The 16,248-nt window shown below is 60.1% G+C and carries 12 protein-coding genes; 10 read left to right on the plus strand and 2 right to left on the minus strand.

Annotated elements, in window-relative coordinates:
- Positions 1–14 precede the first annotated feature (14 nt).
- From AC4IHP_RS20175 to AC4IHP_RS20220, 10 genes are all read left to right on the plus strand, one after another.
- Entirely contained in the window at positions 15–1,451 is a 1,437-nt protein-coding gene (locus tag AC4IHP_RS20175) for a sigma-54-dependent transcriptional regulator (protein WP_039761623.1), read from the plus strand.
- A gap of 731 nt (positions 1,452–2,182) precedes the next feature.
- Positions 2,183–3,583, plus strand: coding sequence for a polynucleotide adenylyltransferase PcnB (locus tag AC4IHP_RS20180; protein WP_016773164.1), 1,401 nt, complete (start codon positions 2,183–2,185; stop codon positions 3,581–3,583).
- Between the two features lie 3 nt (positions 3,584–3,586).
- Entirely contained in the window at positions 3,587–4,072 is a 486-nt protein-coding gene (gene folK, locus AC4IHP_RS20185; protein ID WP_490832568.1) for a 2-amino-4-hydroxy-6-hydroxymethyldihydropteridine diphosphokinase, read from the plus strand.
- Between the two features lie 398 nt (positions 4,073–4,470).
- Positions 4,471–5,271 (plus strand): 3-methyl-2-oxobutanoate hydroxymethyltransferase, encoded by an 801-nt coding sequence (panB, locus tag AC4IHP_RS20190; protein ID WP_490832569.1) that lies wholly within the window; start codon positions 4,471–4,473, stop codon positions 5,269–5,271.
- The gene (gene panC, locus AC4IHP_RS20195) at positions 5,268–6,128 is read left to right on the plus strand and encodes a pantoate--beta-alanine ligase (RefSeq protein ID WP_490832570.1); all 861 of its coding nucleotides are present in this window, start codon (positions 5,268–5,270) and stop codon (positions 6,126–6,128) included. Before panB ends, panC begins: the two co-directional genes overlap by 4 nt.
- 360 nt (positions 6,129–6,488) lie before the next feature.
- Positions 6,489–8,153 (plus strand): glucose-6-phosphate isomerase, encoded by a 1,665-nt coding sequence (gene pgi, locus AC4IHP_RS20200; RefSeq protein WP_016773160.1) that lies wholly within the window; start codon positions 6,489–6,491, stop codon positions 8,151–8,153.
- A 199-nt stretch (positions 8,154–8,352) separates the two neighbouring features.
- A complete protein-coding gene (gene acs, locus AC4IHP_RS20205) occupies positions 8,353–10,290 on the plus strand; it encodes an acetate--CoA ligase (RefSeq protein ID WP_490832571.1) in 1,938 nt (645 codons plus the stop codon).
- Positions 10,291–10,426: 136 nt separating this feature from the next.
- Entirely contained in the window at positions 10,427–11,443 is a 1,017-nt protein-coding gene (locus AC4IHP_RS20210) for a class I SAM-dependent rRNA methyltransferase (protein WP_490832572.1), read from the plus strand.
- Positions 11,444–11,665: 222 nt separating this feature from the next.
- On the plus strand, positions 11,666–14,617 hold the full coding sequence (locus tag AC4IHP_RS20215; protein ID WP_490832573.1) for a DUF748 domain-containing protein: 2,952 nt from the start codon (positions 11,666–11,668) through the stop codon (positions 14,615–14,617).
- Positions 14,614–14,913, plus strand: a complete 300-nt coding sequence (locus AC4IHP_RS20220; RefSeq protein WP_460121513.1) for a DUF2845 domain-containing protein — start codon at positions 14,614–14,616, stop codon at positions 14,911–14,913. Before AC4IHP_RS20215 ends, AC4IHP_RS20220 begins: the two co-directional genes overlap by 4 nt.
- A gap of 235 nt (positions 14,914–15,148) precedes the next feature.
- On the opposite strand, the gene AC4IHP_RS20225 is transcribed toward AC4IHP_RS20220, so the two are convergent.
- Together AC4IHP_RS20225 and AC4IHP_RS20230 are read right to left on the minus strand one after the other, a co-directional pair.
- Entirely contained in the window at positions 15,149–15,502 is a 354-nt protein-coding gene (locus AC4IHP_RS20225; RefSeq protein WP_016773155.1) for a BON domain-containing protein, read from the minus strand.
- 298 nt (positions 15,503–15,800) lie between these two features.
- Entirely contained in the window at positions 15,801–16,238 is a 438-nt protein-coding gene (locus tag AC4IHP_RS20230) for a pilin (RefSeq protein WP_039761637.1), read from the minus strand.
- Between the last annotated feature and the right edge of the window lie 10 nt (positions 16,239–16,248).

Consider the following 16,248-nt stretch of genomic DNA (forward strand, 5'->3'; position numbering starts at 1 on the left):
AGAGTATCGAATCAATGCCGCACATTTTGATCGTCGAAGACGAAACCATTATCCGCTCCGCCTTGCGCCGCCTGCTGGAACGCAACCAGTACCAGGTCAGCGAAGCCGGATCAGTGCAGGAAGCACAAGAACGCTTCACCATTCCTACGTTCGATCTGATCGTCAGCGACCTGCGCCTGCCGGGCGCCCCGGGCACCGAGCTGATCAAGCTCGGCCAGGGCACACCGGTGCTGATCATGACCAGTTACGCCAGCCTGCGCTCGGCGGTCGACTCGATGAAAATGGGCGCGGTCGATTACATCGCCAAGCCGTTCGACCACGATGAAATGCTTCAGGCCGTTGCGCGGATCCTGCGCGATCGCCAGTCGGCGCCGGCTGCCGGCGAAGCCACCGCGAGCAAGCCTGCCGCTGGCAATGGCAAAGCCGCTGTGGATAACAGCAATGGTGAAATTGGCATCATCGGCTCCTGCCCACCGATGCAGGACCTGTACAGCAAGATCCGCAAAGTCGCGCCAACCGACTCCAACGTGTTGATCCAGGGTGAGTCCGGCACCGGTAAAGAACTGGTGGCCCGCGCCCTGCACAATCTGTCGAAACGCGCCAAGGCGCCGATGATTTCGGTGAACTGCGCAGCAATTCCTGAAAGCCTGATCGAATCCGAACTGTTCGGCCACGAGAAAGGCGCGTTCACCGGGGCCAGCGCCGGTCGCGCCGGTCTGGTCGAAGCGGCGGACGGCGGCACCTTGTTCCTCGATGAGATCGGCGAACTGCCACTGGAAGCCCAGGCTCGCTTGCTGCGGGTTCTGCAGGAGGGCGAAATTCGCCGCGTAGGTTCGGTGCAGTCGCAGAAAGTCGATGTGCGCCTGATCGCTGCAACCCACCGCGATCTGAAGAGCCTGGCGAAAATCGGTCAGTTCCGTGAAGACCTTTATTACCGTCTGCACGTGATTGCCCTGAAGCTGCCGCCGCTGCGCGAGCGTGGCGCCGACGTCAACGAAATCGCCAATGCCTTCCTCGCTCGCCAGAGCGCGCGGATCAATCGCACCGACCTGAAATTTGCCGCCGATGCCGAACAGGCGATCCGGCACTATTCCTGGCCGGGTAACGTCCGTGAGCTGGAAAACGCAGTCGAGCGCGCGGTGATTCTCAGCGAAAGCCCGGAGATTTCGGCCGACCTGCTGGGCATCGACATCGAGCTGAGCGATCTGGAAGACGACGAGTTCATCGGTCTGCCGCCGCAAACCGGCGGTAACGCCAGCAACAGCAGCCATGAGCCGACCGAGGATCTGTCGCTGGAGGATTATTTTCAGCACTTCGTCCTCGAGCATCAGGACCACATGACCGAGACCGAACTGGCACGCAAACTGGGCGTCAGCCGCAAATGTCTGTGGGAACGCCGCCAGCGTCTGGGCATTCCACGACGCAAGACCGGGGTCGCCAGCGAAAGCTGAGCGTTACCCACCGCGTGCACGGGTAACGCATGACAATGTGAAAAAACTGTTACCGCAGTCGATTCACGTAACAGAAGCCGGGGTTATCGGTAACGAAACCCCGGCTTTTTTTCGCCCCTGCAAAACGGTTATATCGACCTAACCCCTTGTTTTACTGGACGGGACAAAAGTTGGCACGCACCCTGCTATATGTTTGGTACAAGAACAATAACAAGCAATGCACAAGACAATAAAAATAAGACGAATCGACTCACGCACAATAAAAACAAGACGGCGAGAGGCGCAGCTAACTGATTCTTTTGGAGAGGCGTTGTATTTGGGGCTTGCCCCACGACCAGGCCGAGAACAACAAAAACTGTCCTAAGACAGAGCCTGTACTGGTTGGATCGACAGATCACTGCAATTCAGCGACCAAAGCAATCCGTTTGCTCTTGGCTCCCGATTGGGAGGGTCACGAAGGAAACACTTCGTGGCGAGGGCACTCAACAAAAACAAGAAGCCCGAATCAATAATAAAAAGAGCACGCAACTACTTCTTGGGGAGCTTCGGCTCCCCTTGTAGTTTCTCCCGCACCGAAATCCCCTGTTTTCCTCGCTCGACCCTTGCAGCTTGCGGCTTGCAGCTCATATCTGCTGCGTCCTACACCATCCCCCGACTAAATGCTAGAATCTGCGCCCATCATGCGGTCATTCTTTTGGTATGGCCGAACATTCCTTCAAACAGTGCATCCCATGCTGAAGAAGCTGTTCCAGTCATTCCGAACTCCCGTGCGTCGTACGCAACACATCCGCAGCACCCCTGAAGTGCTCAACAGCGGCCAACATTCGCTGCAGAAAACGCAGTTCAGCCGCTATGCGGTGAATATCGTCGAACGCCTGCAAGGTGCCGGTTACCAGGCTTATCTGGTCGGTGGTTGCGTGCGTGACATGCTGCTGGGCATCACGCCCAAGGACTTCGACGTCGCCACCAGTGCCACCCCCGAGCAGGTGCGTGCCGAATTCCGCAATGCGCGGATCATCGGCCGCCGGTTCAAGCTGGTGCACATCCATTTCGGTCGCGAAATCATTGAAGTCGCGACCTTCCGCGCCAATCACCCGGTCAACGAAGACGACGAAGACAGCAACCAGTCTTCGCGCAACGAGAGCGGGCGCATTCTGCGCGACAACGTCTACGGCACTCTGGAAGAAGACGCGCAACGTCGCGACTTCACCATCAACGCCCTGTATTACGATCCGGTCAGCGAGCGCATCCTCGATTACGCCAATGGCGTGCACGACATCCGCAATCACCTGATCCGTCTGATCGGCGACCCGAAGCAGCGTTACCAGGAAGACCCGGTGCGCATGCTGCGCGCCGTGCGCTTCGCCGCCAAGCTCAACTTCGGCATCGAGAAGCACACCGTGCAGCCGATCCGCGAACTGGCGCCGATGCTGCGCGAGATTCCCTCGGCGCGGCTGTTCGAAGAAGTGCTCAAGCTTTTCCTCTCCGGCCACGGCGCGATCACCTTTGAAATGCTGGTCGATCTGCAGCTGTTCGCGCCGCTGTTCCCGGCCAGTGCCGAGGCGCTGGAATACAATCCGGAATACACCCATACCTTGATCAGCGAAGCGCTGACCAACACCGATCTGCGCATCAAGCAGAACAAACCGGTAACCCCGGCGTTCCTCTTTGCCGCCCTGCTCTGGCCGGCACTGCCGGCCCGCGTGTTGCGTCTGCAGGAACGTGGCATGCCGCCGATTCCGGCGATGCAGGAAGCCGCTCACGAGCTGATTGCCGAGCAGTGCCAGCGCATCGCGATTCCGAAGCGCTTCACCATGCCGATCCGCGAAATCTGGGACATGCAGGAACGCCTGCCACGCCGCAGTGGCAAACGCGCCGATCTGTTGCTGGACAACCCGCGCTTCCGTGCCGGTTACGATTTCCTCCTGCTGCGTGAAAGCGCCGGCGAGGAGACCGACGGTCTCGGCGAATGGTGGACCGATTATCAGGACGCCAACGACAGCGAGCGCCGCGACATGATCCGCGACCTCAGCGGCAAGGGTGACGACGCCAGCGGCGCACCGCGCAAGCGTCGCCGCAGCGGCGGTTCCAAGCGCAAGCGCGCCGGTGCTTCGAGCGCGACGGGCGAGTAAGTCATGGAACGCATCTACATCGGTCTGGGCAGCAACCTCGCCGACCCGGCCGGACAATTGCGCAGCGCCGTCACGGCGCTGGGGCGATTGCCGCAGACCACCCTCTGCGGCGTCTCAGCCTTTTATCAAAGCGATTCGCTGTTGCCGGGCCAGCCGCGTTACACCAATGCTGTGGTCGCCCTCGACAGCGCGCTCGCACCGTTAGAGCTGCTCGACGCCTTGCAGGCAATCGAGAATGAGCAGGGCCGCGAGCGTCTGGAGCGTTGGGGGCCACGTACGCTGGATCTGGATGTTCTGCTGTTCGGCGATCGCCTGATCGATGAGCCACGGCTGAAAGTCCCGCATTATCAGATTCAGGAGCGGGCCTTTGTGCTCTATCCCCTGGCTGAACTGGCGCCACAGGATCTGCGTTTCGCCGATGGCCGCACGCTGACAGACCTGCTGGCCGCCTGCCCGTTCGTCGGTCTTGAGCGCATCTCCCAGCCCTGACACAAATTCCACTGTAGGAGCTGCGGAACGCTGCGATCTTTTGATCTTGATTCTAAAGATCAAAAGATCGCAGCCTCGTTTCACTCGACAGCTCCTACAGTTGATCGGGTGATATTCACGGTTATTGTCAGACAAAAATCCCCCGAATCAGGCCCGCCGCGCCGCTGAATCGCATCAGTAACGCCGGTAACACCGCCCGCGTAACAATGCGGTAACACACGCAATTGACTTCCTGTTGGCTCATCACGACTATAGGCGTCCCGCTGCCGCCAACCCGGCACATACGGGCGCAATCCAGGCCTTTCAAAGCACGACACAAGACCGTGCGCCTGAGTAGATGAAGAATCACGCGCGTGACTCGCAGCAGTTTCCAGAGCGCCTGAACGAGGATTTTTTACATGCCAGCCATCACCCTGACGACGCTCCAGAGCCTCAAGCAGAAAGGTGAAAAAATCACCATGCTGACCTGCTATGACGCGACCTTCGCCCATGCCTGCAACGAGGCCGGTGTCGAAGTGCTGCTGGTCGGCGACTCCCTCGGTATGGTCCTGCAGGGTCACGACAGCACCCTGCCAGTGACCACGGCGGAAATGGCCTACCACGTCGCCAGCGTCAAGCGTGGCAATGGCGATGCCCTGATCCTCGCCGACCTGCCGTTCATGGCCAATGCCACCCTCGAACAGACCATGACCAACAGCGCCATGCTGATGCAGGCCGGTGCACACATGATCAAGGTCGAAGGTCAACTGTGGCTGGCGGAGTCGATCCGCCTGCTCGCCGAGCGCGGTGTGCCGGTGTGCGCACACATGGGCCTGACCCCGCAAGCGGTGAACCTCCTCGGCGGCTATAAAGTGCAGGGCCGCAACGAGAACCAGGCGCGGCAGATGCGTGCCGATGCGATCGCGCTGGAGCAGGCCGGTGCGGCCATGCTGTTGCTCGAGTGCGTACCGAGCGAACTGGCGGCGGAAATCAGCCAGGCCGTGGGCATTCCGGTGATCGGTATCGGTGCCGGCAACGCCACCGACGGCCAGGTGCTCGTGCTGCACGACATGCTCGGCCTGTCGATCACCGGCCGCGTACCCAAATTCGTCAAGAACTTCATGCAGGGTCAGGACAGCATCCAGTCCGCGCTGAAGGCTTACGTCAGCGAAGTCAAAGCCACCACGTTCCCCGGCATCGAACACGGATTCTCTGCATGAACACCGTCAAAACCGTACGCGAACTGCGCGCCGCCGTCGCCCGCGCGCGTAGTGAAGGCAAGCGCATCGGCTTCGTGCCGACCATGGGCAACCTGCACAGCGGCCACGTCGCACTGATCACCAAAGCTACCCAGCGAGTCGATTTCGTCGTCGCGAGTATTTTCGTCAACCCGCTGCAATTCGGCGCCGGCGAAGACCTCGACAAATACCCGCGCACCCTCGCCGCCGATCAGGAAAAGCTCCTCGAGGCCGGTTGCGATCTGCTGTTCGCGCCGACGGTTGAAGAGATGTACCCGGACGGCATGGCCGGACAAACCCGGGTCAGCGTGCCGCAATTGTCTGAAGGCCTGTGTGGCGCCAGCCGTCCGGGGCACTTCGAAGGTGTTGCGACGGTGGTCAGCAAGCTGTTCAACATGGTCCAGCCGGATCTCGCAATCTTCGGCCAGAAGGATTACCAGCAACTGGCGGTGATCCGCGCACTGGTGCACGACCTGAACATGCCGATCCAGATCATCGGCGAGCCGACCGTGCGTGCAGCGGACGGTCTGGCGCTGTCGTCGCGCAACGGTTTCCTCAATGAAGACCAGCGCGCCGTGGCGCCGGTGGTGTATCGCGTGCTGAGCAGCATTGCCGAAGCGATCAAGCAAGGTGAGCGCGATTACCCAGCGCTGATCGCTGTGCAGTTGCAGGTGCTTGAATCGGCGGGGCTGCGTCCGGATTATCTGGAAATCCGTCATGGCCTGACCTTGCGCCCGGCGACGGCGGACGACCGCGATCTGGTGATTCTCGCGGCGGCGTTCCTCGGCACTACGCGGCTGATCGACAACCTGCACCTGAATCTCGATAGCCCGATTTAAGCAGCAACGAATTTCCCTGTGGGAGCGAGCCGGCTCGCGAAGGCGGTGTATCAGCTGACATTAAGGTCGACTGACACGCCGCCTTCGCGAGCAGGCTCGCTCCCACAGGTGTTTTCGGGGCATGCCGGTTGGGCGAAACTCTTCCGGGCGCCTCCGTTTGTCGGCCAGATTCCTCTGCGGATGTTAAAAAAGTACAGGGATCTGGTCAGACAAAGTCAAGACAGATTGCAGCGCGAGGTTTACTGTATTCGCCCTGTGTCCAGATCTCGTGTCGACGCAGTTGATCCCATGCATTAAAAGGGCATGGCTGATCTGAACCGTGTTCAAAAGGCCGTTCAAGTAAAAAGGAAAACCGCAGCGATGGCGTACTACCGCACTCCTCACGACGTTACCGCTCTGCCCGCCTGGCAAGCGTTGAAAGATCACCGCCAAGCCATGCAGGATTTCAGCATGCGCGAAGCCTTCAACGCCGATCCGCAGCGTTTCAATCAATTCACCCTCAGCAGCTGCGGCCTGTTTCTCGATTATTCGAAGAATTTGATCAACGCCGAGACCCGCAACCTGCTGGTGGGTCTGGCCAACGAAGTCGATCTGAAGGGCGCGATCAAAGCGCTGTTCGACGGCGAAATCGTCAACGCTTCCGAAGGCCGCCCGGCACTGCACACCGCCCTGCGCCGCCCGGTTGGCGACAAATTGTCGGTCAACGGCGTCAACGTGATGCCGGAAGTGCACAAGGTGCTGAACCAGATCACCGATCTGGTCGGCCGCATTCACGATGGCTTGTGGCGTGGCTACACCGAGAAGCCGATCACCGACGTGGTCAATATCGGTATCGGTGGTTCGTTCCTCGGTCCTGAGCTGGTGTCCGAAGCGCTGCTGTCCTACGCGCAGAAAGGCGTGCGTTGCCATTATCTGGCGAACATCGACGGCAGTGAATTCCACGAGCTGACGCAGAAACTGCGCGCCGAGACCACGCTTTTCATTGTTTCGTCGAAGTCGTTCAACACCCTCGAAACCCTGAAGAATGCTCAGGCTGCACGCGCCTGGTACCTGGCCCAGGGCGGCTCGGAAGCCGAGCTGTATCGCCACTTCATCGCTGTATCGAGCAACAACGCCGCTGCGGTGGCCTTCGGGATCCGCGAAGAAAACATCTTCCCGATGTGGGACTGGGTCGGCGGCCGTTACTCGCTGTGGTCGGCGATCGGTTTGCCGATCGCCCTGGCGATCGGCATGTCCAACTTCAAGGAACTGCTGTCCGGTGCCTACACCATGGACCAGCATTTCCAGACCGCGCCGTTCGAACAGAACATGCCGGTGCTGCTGGCACTGCTCGGCGTCTGGTACGGCAACTTCTGGGGTGCGCAGAGTCACGCGATCCTGCCGTACGACCACTACCTGCGTAACATCACCAAGCACTTGCAACAGTTGGACATGGAGTCCAACGGCAAGAGCGTGCGTCAGGACGGCACCTCGGTGTCGACCGACACCGGCCCGGTGATCTGGGGTGGCGTCGGCTGCAACGGTCAGCACGCCTACCACCAGTTGCTGCACCAGGGCACCCAACTGATCCCTGCCGACTTCATCGTGCCGATCGTCAGCTTCAACCCGGTTTCCGACCACCACCAGTGGCTGTACGCCAACTGCCTGTCGCAGAGCCAGGCGCTGATGCTCGGCAAGACCCTGCCGGAAGCCGAAGCCGAGCTGCGCGACAAAGGCATGGGCGAAGACGACGTGCGCAAACTGGCGCCGCACAAGGTGATCCCGGGCAATCGTCCGAGCAACACCCTGGTAGTCGAACGCATCAGCCCGCGTCGCCTCGGCGCGCTGGTTGCGATGTATGAGCACAAAGTGTTCGTGCAAAGCGTGGTCTGGGGCATCAACGCCTTCGACCAGTGGGGTGTGGAACTGGGCAAGGAACTGGGCAAAGGCGTCTACAACCGCCTGGTCGGCAGCGACGAGACCGTGGCTGACGATGCCTCGACTCAGGGCCTGATCAACTACTTCCGCGGGCGTCATCGCGGCTGATAAAAGCCTCCGGGCACAACGCTGTTCCCTGTGGGAGCGAGCCTGCTCGCGAAATCGGTGCGTCATTCAACACTGTGTTGACTGATCCGCCACCTTCGCGAGCAGGCTCGCTCCCACAGTTGTTTTGGCGCATGACTTGAACCTGTGCAGCGCTCGGCGCATCTTTATTCGTGTCGCACCACAAGAATAAGGAACCGTCATGTTCGATATCAGCACGTTCCCCAAAGCCGATGCCGTGCGCCAGGCCGCGCAGTTGAGCCAGGACGAGTATCGGCGCCTGTACCGCGAATCGATTGAACACCCCAGCGTCTTCTGGGCCGAGCAGGCCACGCGCTTTCTCGACTGGAGCACGCCGTGGCAGACCGTGCAGCGCTATGACCTGAAAACCGGTGAAGCGGCCTGGTTTGCTGGCGGCAAGCTCAACGTCAGCTACAACTGCATCGACCGCCACCTCGACCAACGTGGCGAACAGACCGCGCTGCTCTGGGAGGGGGACGACCCAGCCGAATCGGCGCAGATCACTTACAACAAACTCCATCACCACGTCTGCCGCCTGGCCAACGTGTTGAAAAGCCGTGGCGTGAAGAAAGGCGACCGGGTGTGCATCTACATGCCGATGATCCCCGAAGCCGCCTATGCCATGCTCGCCTGCGCGCGAATCGGTGCGATCCATTCGGTAGTGTTTGGCGGGTTCTCTCCGGATTCCCTGCGTGATCGAATTCTCGACGCCGACTGTCGTACCGTGATCACCGCCGATGAAGGCGTGCGCGGCGGCCGCTTCGTGCCGCTGAAAAACAACGTCGACAAAGCCCTGCAAAGTTGCCCGAACGTCAGCACCGTGGTGGTGGTCGAGCGCACGCAGGGCCAGGTCGACTGGGTCGAAGGCCGCGACCTCTGGTATCACCAGGCCGTACGCGAAGTCGACGACGACTGCCCGCCGGAACCGATGGACGCCGAAGATCCGCTGTTCATCCTCTACACCTCCGGCAGCACCGGCAAACCCAAAGGCGTGCTGCACACCACCGGCGGCTACCTGCTGCAAGCGGCGATGACCTTCAAGTACGTGCTCGATTACCGCGACGGCGAAGTATTCTGGTGCACCGCCGACGTCGGCTGGGTCACTGGCCACAGTTACATCGTCTACGGGCCGCTGGCCAACGGTGCGACCACCCTGATGTTCGAAGGCGTGCCGAGCTACCCGAGCAGTTCGCGCTTCTGGCAGGTCATCGACAAGCACAAGGTCAACATTTTCTACACCGCACCCACCGCCCTGCGCGCGTTGATGCGCGAAGGCGCCGGACCATTGAAGGAAACTTCGCGCGCCAGCCTCAGATTGCTCGGCAGCGTCGGTGAGCCGATCAACCCGGAAGCGTGGGAATGGTATTTCAATGCCGTCGGTGAACAGCGCTGCCCGATCGTCGACACCTGGTGGCAGACCGAAACCGGCGGCATCATGCTCAGCCCGCTGGTCAGCGCGCAACGGATCAAACCGGGCTGCGCGACGCAACCGATGTTCGGCGTGCAACCGGTATTGCTCGACGAAGTCGGCAAGGAAATCAAAGGCGCCGGCAGCGGCGTGCTGGCGATCAAATCGAGCTGGCCGGCGCAGATCCGCAGTGTCTACGGCGATCCGCAGCGGATGATCGACACCTACTTCAAACCCTACCCCGGCTATTACTTCACCGGCGACGGCGCCCGACGTGACGAGGACGGCGATTACTGGATCACCGGACGCATCGATGATGTGATCAACGTCTCCGGCCACCGCATCGGCACCGCCGAAGTGGAAAGCGCCCTGGTGCTGCACGACAGCATCGCCGAGGCCGCCGTGGTCGGTTATCCCCACGACGTCAAAGGCCAGGGCATCTACGCGTTCGTCACGCCAATGAACGGCACCGAGGCCAACGAAGAGCTGAAGAAAGGCCTGCTGGCGCATGTCAGCAAGGAAATCGGCAGCTTCGCCAAACCGGACCTGATCCAGTGGGCGCCGGCGCTGCCAAAGACCCGCTCGGGCAAGATCATGCGGCGGATTTTGCGCAAGATTGCCTGCAATGAGCTCGACAGTCTCGGCGATACTTCCACCCTGGCTGATCCAAGCGTCGTACAAGACCTCGTTGATAAACGGCTCAATACTTGAGAGCTGCAAGTTTCTAGCTACAAGCTGCAAGCTAAAGCGGTCCGCGCAGCTTTTCGCTTTTCGCTTGCAGCTAGAAACTTGCCGCTTGTAGCTCCGCGACTGCTAAGCTTCGCGTTTTTTTCAGCAAGGCGCCCGCATGTCTTCCTTGAATCAGGCGCTGCGCGCCGCCCTCGATCAACGCCAGGACCTGCTCGCTGTGCTGCACAGCCAGGGCACCGATTGCTATCGGCTGTTCCACGGCAGCCAGGAAGGCGCCGGCGGCCTGACCATCGACCGCTACGGTCCGCAATTGCTGGTACAGAGTTTTCACCAGACGCTCGAACGTGACGACCTGCTGCAACTGCATGCCATGGTCAACCAGACGCTGGGCTTCGACAGCCTGCTGGTCTACAACGACCGTTCCCGTGGCAACTCGCGGATCGATCGCGAAGACAGCGTCTATAAAGCCGATGACGCTGCACTGGCCGATCTGGTCGGGCATGAATGGGGTCTGAACTATCGAGTGCGCGGGCGTCATGCCGGGCAGGATCCGCTGCTGTTCCTCGACCTGCGCAACACCCGTGGCTGGGTCAAGGACCACGCGCAAGGCAAAAGCGTGCTCAACCTGTTCGCCTACACCTGTGGCGTTGGCCTCAGTGCAGCGGCGGGCGGTGCGCGCGAGGTGTGCAACCTGGACTTTGCCGAGGGCAATCTGGCGGTCGGTCGGGAGAATGGTTTGCTCAACCCGCAGCTGCCGCCGATGCAATTCATTCAGTCCGATTACTTTCCGGCGATCCGCGAACTCGCCGGCCTGCCGATCAGCCAGCGGCGCGGGCAGAAGCTGCCAAGCTATCAGCGCCTCGAACAACGCCAATACGATCTGGTGCTGCTCGACCCGCCGGCGTGGGCCAAAAGTGCGTTCGGCACCGTCGATCTGCTGCGCGATTATCAGAGCCTGCTCAAACCCGCGCTGCTGACCACCGCCGATGACGGCGTGCTGATCTGCTGTAACAACCTGGCGAAAGTCAGCATGGACGACTGGCGCGAACAAGTGCTGCGCTGCGCCGAAAAAGCCGGCCGCCCGGTACGCGAATGGAGCGTGATGACCCCGGGCGCCGACTTCCCTTCCCAGGACCAGCAACCACCGTTGAAGACGCTGATCTTGCAGCTGTGATCCCTCAGGCATGAGCGATTACATTCCCCTGTGGGAGCGAGCCTGCTCGCGAAAGCGCAGTGTCAGTCGACTTGTTTTTCACTGAACCACCGCATTCGCGAGCAGGCTCGCTCCCACAAGGGAGATCTGTTCCTACAGAAATTTCTGAACAATCCTGTCCCACATCAAGCACTTCGGAACCAGAATCGCGTGCCATACTCCAAGGCACTCCGATTCAGACAGATGAAGCCGCACATGCCCAAAGGATTGATTCGCGCGATTGGCGCACTGCTGACAGCCCTGGCCCTCTACAGCCTGCTGGGGTTTCTGATCCTGCCGGGCATTGCCTTGCGCGTGGCCAACCAGCAACTGGCGAACTATGCGACGGTGCCGGCGCATCTGCAGCGCATCGAACTGAACCCGTTCAGCCTTGAGGTCACCCTGTGGGGCCTGGTCATCGGCGAGCCGGGCAAGGAGCAGGTCGGCTTCGATCGCCTCTATGCCAACCTGCAGATCGATAGCCTGTGGACCAAAGCCCTGCATCTGTCCGACATCGAACTGGACAAACCCAAAAGCGAAATTCTCTTCGCCAAGGACGGCAAGCTCAACCTGCTGGGCCTGTTCAACGTGCCGCCGAGCGAGCCGACACCCGCCGATCCCGACGCCAAGCCGTTTCCGCTGCGCATCGACAACATCAAACTGGCCGGGGGCGTGGTGCATTTCCAGGATATGCGTCCCAGTGAGCCGATCGAATTTCTTTACGACGACCTCAGTTTCGAGCTGAAAAACCTCAGCACATTGCCTGAGGACAGCGCCGACATGACCCTCGTCGCCATCGGCCCCGCTGGCGGGCGGATCGACTGGACCGGCAATTTCAGCCTGATCCCGTTCACCTCTGAAGGCACCCTGAAAGTCACCGATGGCCAGATGAAATCCTTCTGGCCTTACGTGCGTGACGCCGTGCCGCTGGTGCTGGAAAACGGCGTGGTCAGCCTCAGCACCGAGTACAAACTCAACCTGTCGAAACAGACCGAACTGCTGCTGAACAACGTCGCGGTGAGCATTGCGCCATTCGCCATCAAGGCCCCGGATGGGCGCCCACTGGCCAGGCTCGAACGTCTCGACGTCAGCGAAACCTCGCTGGACCTGGCCAAGCAACAGGTGGTGGTCGGCAAGATCCGCAGCAACAAGCTGGAAACCTGGGCGGCGCTGGAAGCCGACGGCCAACTGGACTGGCAGAAACTGTTCGCCAGCCAACCGTCGAAACCGGCTGCCAAAGCCGCTGCCGAACCGGCGGGAACACCTGCTGCTGCCGACTCGCCGAAACCTGAACCAAGCGCACCGAGCAAGCCATGGCAGGTGCTGGTCAAGGATGTGCAACTGCGCAACTACACGGTCCATCTCGCCGACCGCTCGGCGCAACCGGCGGTGGCGCTGGACATCACCCCGCTGAACGTCGATCTGCAGGATTTCGACAGCCTCAACGGCTCGCCTTTCAAGCTCAAGCTCGACAGCGGCCTCGGCAAGCAAGGCAAGATCAGCGCCGACGGCACGGTCAACCTGGCCCCGGTCAACGCCCAGCTCAACGTGAAAACCCAGGACGTCGACCTGCGTGTCGCGCAGTCCTACATCAACCCGTTCATTCGCCTGGAGCTGCGCAGCGGCATGCTCGGCAGTGATCTCAAGGTCAACCTGAAGAGCACCGAGCCACTGGCCCTCAGCGTCACCGGCCGCGCGCAGATCGATCAACTGCACACCCTCGATACGCTCAAGACCCGCGACTTCCTCAAATGGCAGCAAGTGGTGGTCGACGGCATCAATTATCAGCACGGCGACAGCCTGTCGATCGACAAGGTCAACCTGTTGCAGCCGTATGTGCGCTTCATGATCAATGACGATCGCACCACCAACGTCGACGACCTGCTGATCCCACAACCGGCCGACAGCGGAGCAAAAAGCAACGCAGCCAAACCGGCCGGCAAGGACAAACCACTGGGCATTCACATCGGCGCGATTGCGATCAACGACGGCTCGGCCAACTTCGCCGACTTCAGTCTGACACCCAACTTCGCCACCGCCGTGCAACAGCTCAACGGCCAGATCGGCACCATCGACAGCCGTCAGGCAAAACCGGCCAGCGTTGACATCAAAGGCAAGGTCGACCGCTATGCGCCGGTGACCATCAAGGGTGCGGTCAATCCGTTCGACCCGATGGCCAGCCTCGACATCGCCACCAGTTTCAAGCGCGTCGAGCTGACCACTCTGACGCCCTACTCCGGCAAATTCGCCGGCTACCGCATCCGCAAGGGCCGGCTGAATCTTGACCTGCACTACCTGATTACCAAGGGCCAATTGAAAGCCGAAAACAAGGTCGTCGTCGAGCAACTGCAACTGGGCGAAAAGGTCGACAGCCCCGATGCAGTGAGTCTGCCGCTGAAGCTGGCGATCGCCCTGCTCAAGGATGTCGACGGCAAGATCTCCATCGAATTGCCGGTGACCGGCGACCTGAATAATCCACAGTTCAGCGTCATGCCGATCGTCTGGCAGACCCTGCGCAATCTGATCGTCAAAGCCGCCGCCGCACCGTTCAAGATGATCGGCGGGCTGGTCAGTGGTGGCGGCTCCGAAGACCTCGGCACGGTGTCCTTCGCGCCGGGCTCCAGCGATCTGAGCAAAGACGCCGAAGCGGCGCTGGTGAAACTGTCGCAAGCGCTCAAGGAACGCCCGGCGCTGCGCCTTGAAATTGAAGGCACTGCCGCGAAGAGCAGCGATGGGCCCCTGCTGGCCGAGCAACGTCTGGAACGCGAATATCAGTACAACTACTACAAGATGCTCCAGCGCCGTGGCGACAAAGTCCCGGCCCAGGCGTCGCTGCTGCAAGTGCCCGAAAGCGAGAAAGGCGCGTTGCTCGAAGGCATCTACCGCACACGCCTGAAAACCCAGCCACCGGCAGAATGGAAAGATCTGGGCAAGGAAGAGCGCACGGCGAAAATGCGCCAGGGCGTGATCGCATTCTGGAGTGGCAGCGAGGTGCTGTTGCGACAGTTGGGCCAGGATCGCGCCAGCACCATCAAGGATTACCTGGTCGACAAGGGCAAGCTCGAAGATGACCGCGTGTACTTCATCGACGCCAACCTCGGCGAGGCCGAAAGCGATGGCCGCGTGGTCACGCAAATGCACCTGGATGCAGAATGACCGTGCGTGACTGGCTGGCTGTGCTCGCGCTGACGTGCGCCGCCGGCCACGCGTCGGCGTCGGATACATTGCGCTGCGGCAGCCAGTTGATCAGCCTCGGCGACCGCGCCAGCGAAGTGCTGCAAAAATGCGGCGAGCCGGTCAGTCGCGACGTGCTCGGCTACAAGCGCAGTGCCAATCGCCGCGAAGAGTTTCAGGTCGAGGAATGGACCTACGGCCCGAACAACGGCATGTATCAATACCTGCGCTTCGAAGGCAATCGCCTGCGGCAGATCAACAGCAAACGCGGTAACTGAGAAGAGCAAAAGATCGCAGCCTTCGGCAGCTCCTACATTTGGAATGCATTTCCCTGTAGGAGCTGCCGAAGGCTGCGATCTTTTGATTCTCCAAATAGAACAGGCCCCGACACAAGTGCCGGGGCCTGTAATGGTCACATCCGTGTGACCGTTCGCATGAACTCTAAAGTTGCGGCAGACGTATTGCTCGGCCCGTCTGTCGCGTCTTCTCCCGGTTCAGGCGAGAAGTCTTGCCTTACTCGGCTTTCAGGCCGTCAGCGGAGACCGCTTTAACGCCTTTGATTTTCTTGGCAATGCCAACGGCGACTTCTTTCTGCGACTCGGTTACCGCAGTGGTCGACGACAGGGAAACTACACCCTTGTTGGTTTCGACTTTGATGTCGGTGCCTGGAATGCCTTTTTCGGTAACCAGGTCAGCTTTGACCTTGGTGGTGATCCAGGTGTCGCTGGTATCTTGTTTCATTTCGGTAACTTCACCGGCAGCCAGAACCATTGGCGCCTGGGTAGCCTGAGCGGACTGGGCGAAAGCGCCACCAGCCATGGTCAGGGTCAGAGCGGTAGCAGCGGCAGTGATAGCGAACTTCTTCATACGAGTAACTCCTGTTTTTACTGGAAGTCTGCTGTAACGCTTGTCAGCAGGGTTACCGGAGATATTGCGAACGCTGTGCCAACTTTTTCCGACACATAAAACCCTTTGAAAACAATGAGTTATAAAAAACGGTAATTTTCGTTTTCATGCAAAATGCATGACTGGCCAAATCTTCGCATGCAAGTTGCGGTTTTCTGGAAAGTTCATAAGCTGCTGAAATTATTGGAGCTTTTGTTAAGTGGTCGGGATATGAAAATGCCCCGCAGTGCGGGGCATTCTTCGTTCGCTCGATTCAGCCTTACGTACCGCTGGCCGTGCAACCCCGAGGCGAGTAATCGGCGTTGACCGTCGTCGCACACGTCCATACACCGGAGGTATTCCCCGTCGCCGCCCCGGAACGAGAAAGCGTAATGGTTTTACCTAACACCGGGCCCGGTGCATTGAGCAGGGTACAGGTAAGCGTACCTTCGCCAGTCGCCGCTGTGCCTGTAACCGCCAACGTACAGTTGGAAGTAGTAGTCGCACCATTGGCAACGTTGGCCAAGGTTGGAGCTGTGCCTTGATTGATCGTGTCCTCGAATGGCACTTTCAATGCACTAATCTCCGCCAACCCCGCCGTCACCTTCGACCGCGCCTGATACTTCGAATACTGCGGCAGGGCAATAGTCGCCAGAATGCCGATGATCGCCACGACGATCAGCAGCTCGATCAATGTGAAACCTTGTTGTTTTTTCATAGACACGCTC

The organism is Pseudomonas sp. UF-293 (assembly GCF_058245595.1).

Bases quoted from the DNA above. Each gene is read 5' to 3' on its own strand.
- folK (WP_490832568.1), top strand. From the start codon at position 3,587: ATGGAACGCATCTACATCGGTCTGGGCAGCAACCTCGCCGACCCGGCC.
- AC4IHP_RS20180 (WP_016773164.1), top strand. From the start codon at position 2,183: ATGCTGAAGAAGCTGTTCCAGTCATTCCGAACTCCCGTGCGTCGTACG.
- panC (WP_490832570.1), top strand. From the start codon at position 5,268: ATGAACACCGTCAAAACCGTACGCGAACTGCGCGCCGCCGTCGCCCGC.
- AC4IHP_RS20230 (WP_039761637.1), bottom strand. From the start codon at position 16,238: ATGAAAAAACAACAAGGTTTCACATTGATCGAGCTGCTGATCGTCGTG.
- panB (WP_490832569.1), top strand. From the start codon at position 4,471: ATGCCAGCCATCACCCTGACGACGCTCCAGAGCCTCAAGCAGAAAGGT.
- pgi (WP_016773160.1), top strand. From the start codon at position 6,489: ATGGCGTACTACCGCACTCCTCACGACGTTACCGCTCTGCCCGCCTGG.
- AC4IHP_RS20225 (WP_016773155.1), bottom strand. From the start codon at position 15,502: ATGAAGAAGTTCGCTATCACTGCCGCTGCTACCGCTCTGACCCTGACC.
- AC4IHP_RS20175 (WP_039761623.1), top strand. From the start codon at position 15: ATGCCGCACATTTTGATCGTCGAAGACGAAACCATTATCCGCTCCGCC.
- AC4IHP_RS20215 (WP_490832573.1), top strand. From the start codon at position 11,666: ATGAAGCCGCACATGCCCAAAGGATTGATTCGCGCGATTGGCGCACTG.
- AC4IHP_RS20220 (WP_460121513.1), top strand. From the start codon at position 14,614: ATGACCGTGCGTGACTGGCTGGCTGTGCTCGCGCTGACGTGCGCCGCC.
- acs (WP_490832571.1), top strand. From the start codon at position 8,353: ATGTTCGATATCAGCACGTTCCCCAAAGCCGATGCCGTGCGCCAGGCC.
- AC4IHP_RS20210 (WP_490832572.1), top strand. From the start codon at position 10,427: ATGTCTTCCTTGAATCAGGCGCTGCGCGCCGCCCTCGATCAACGCCAG.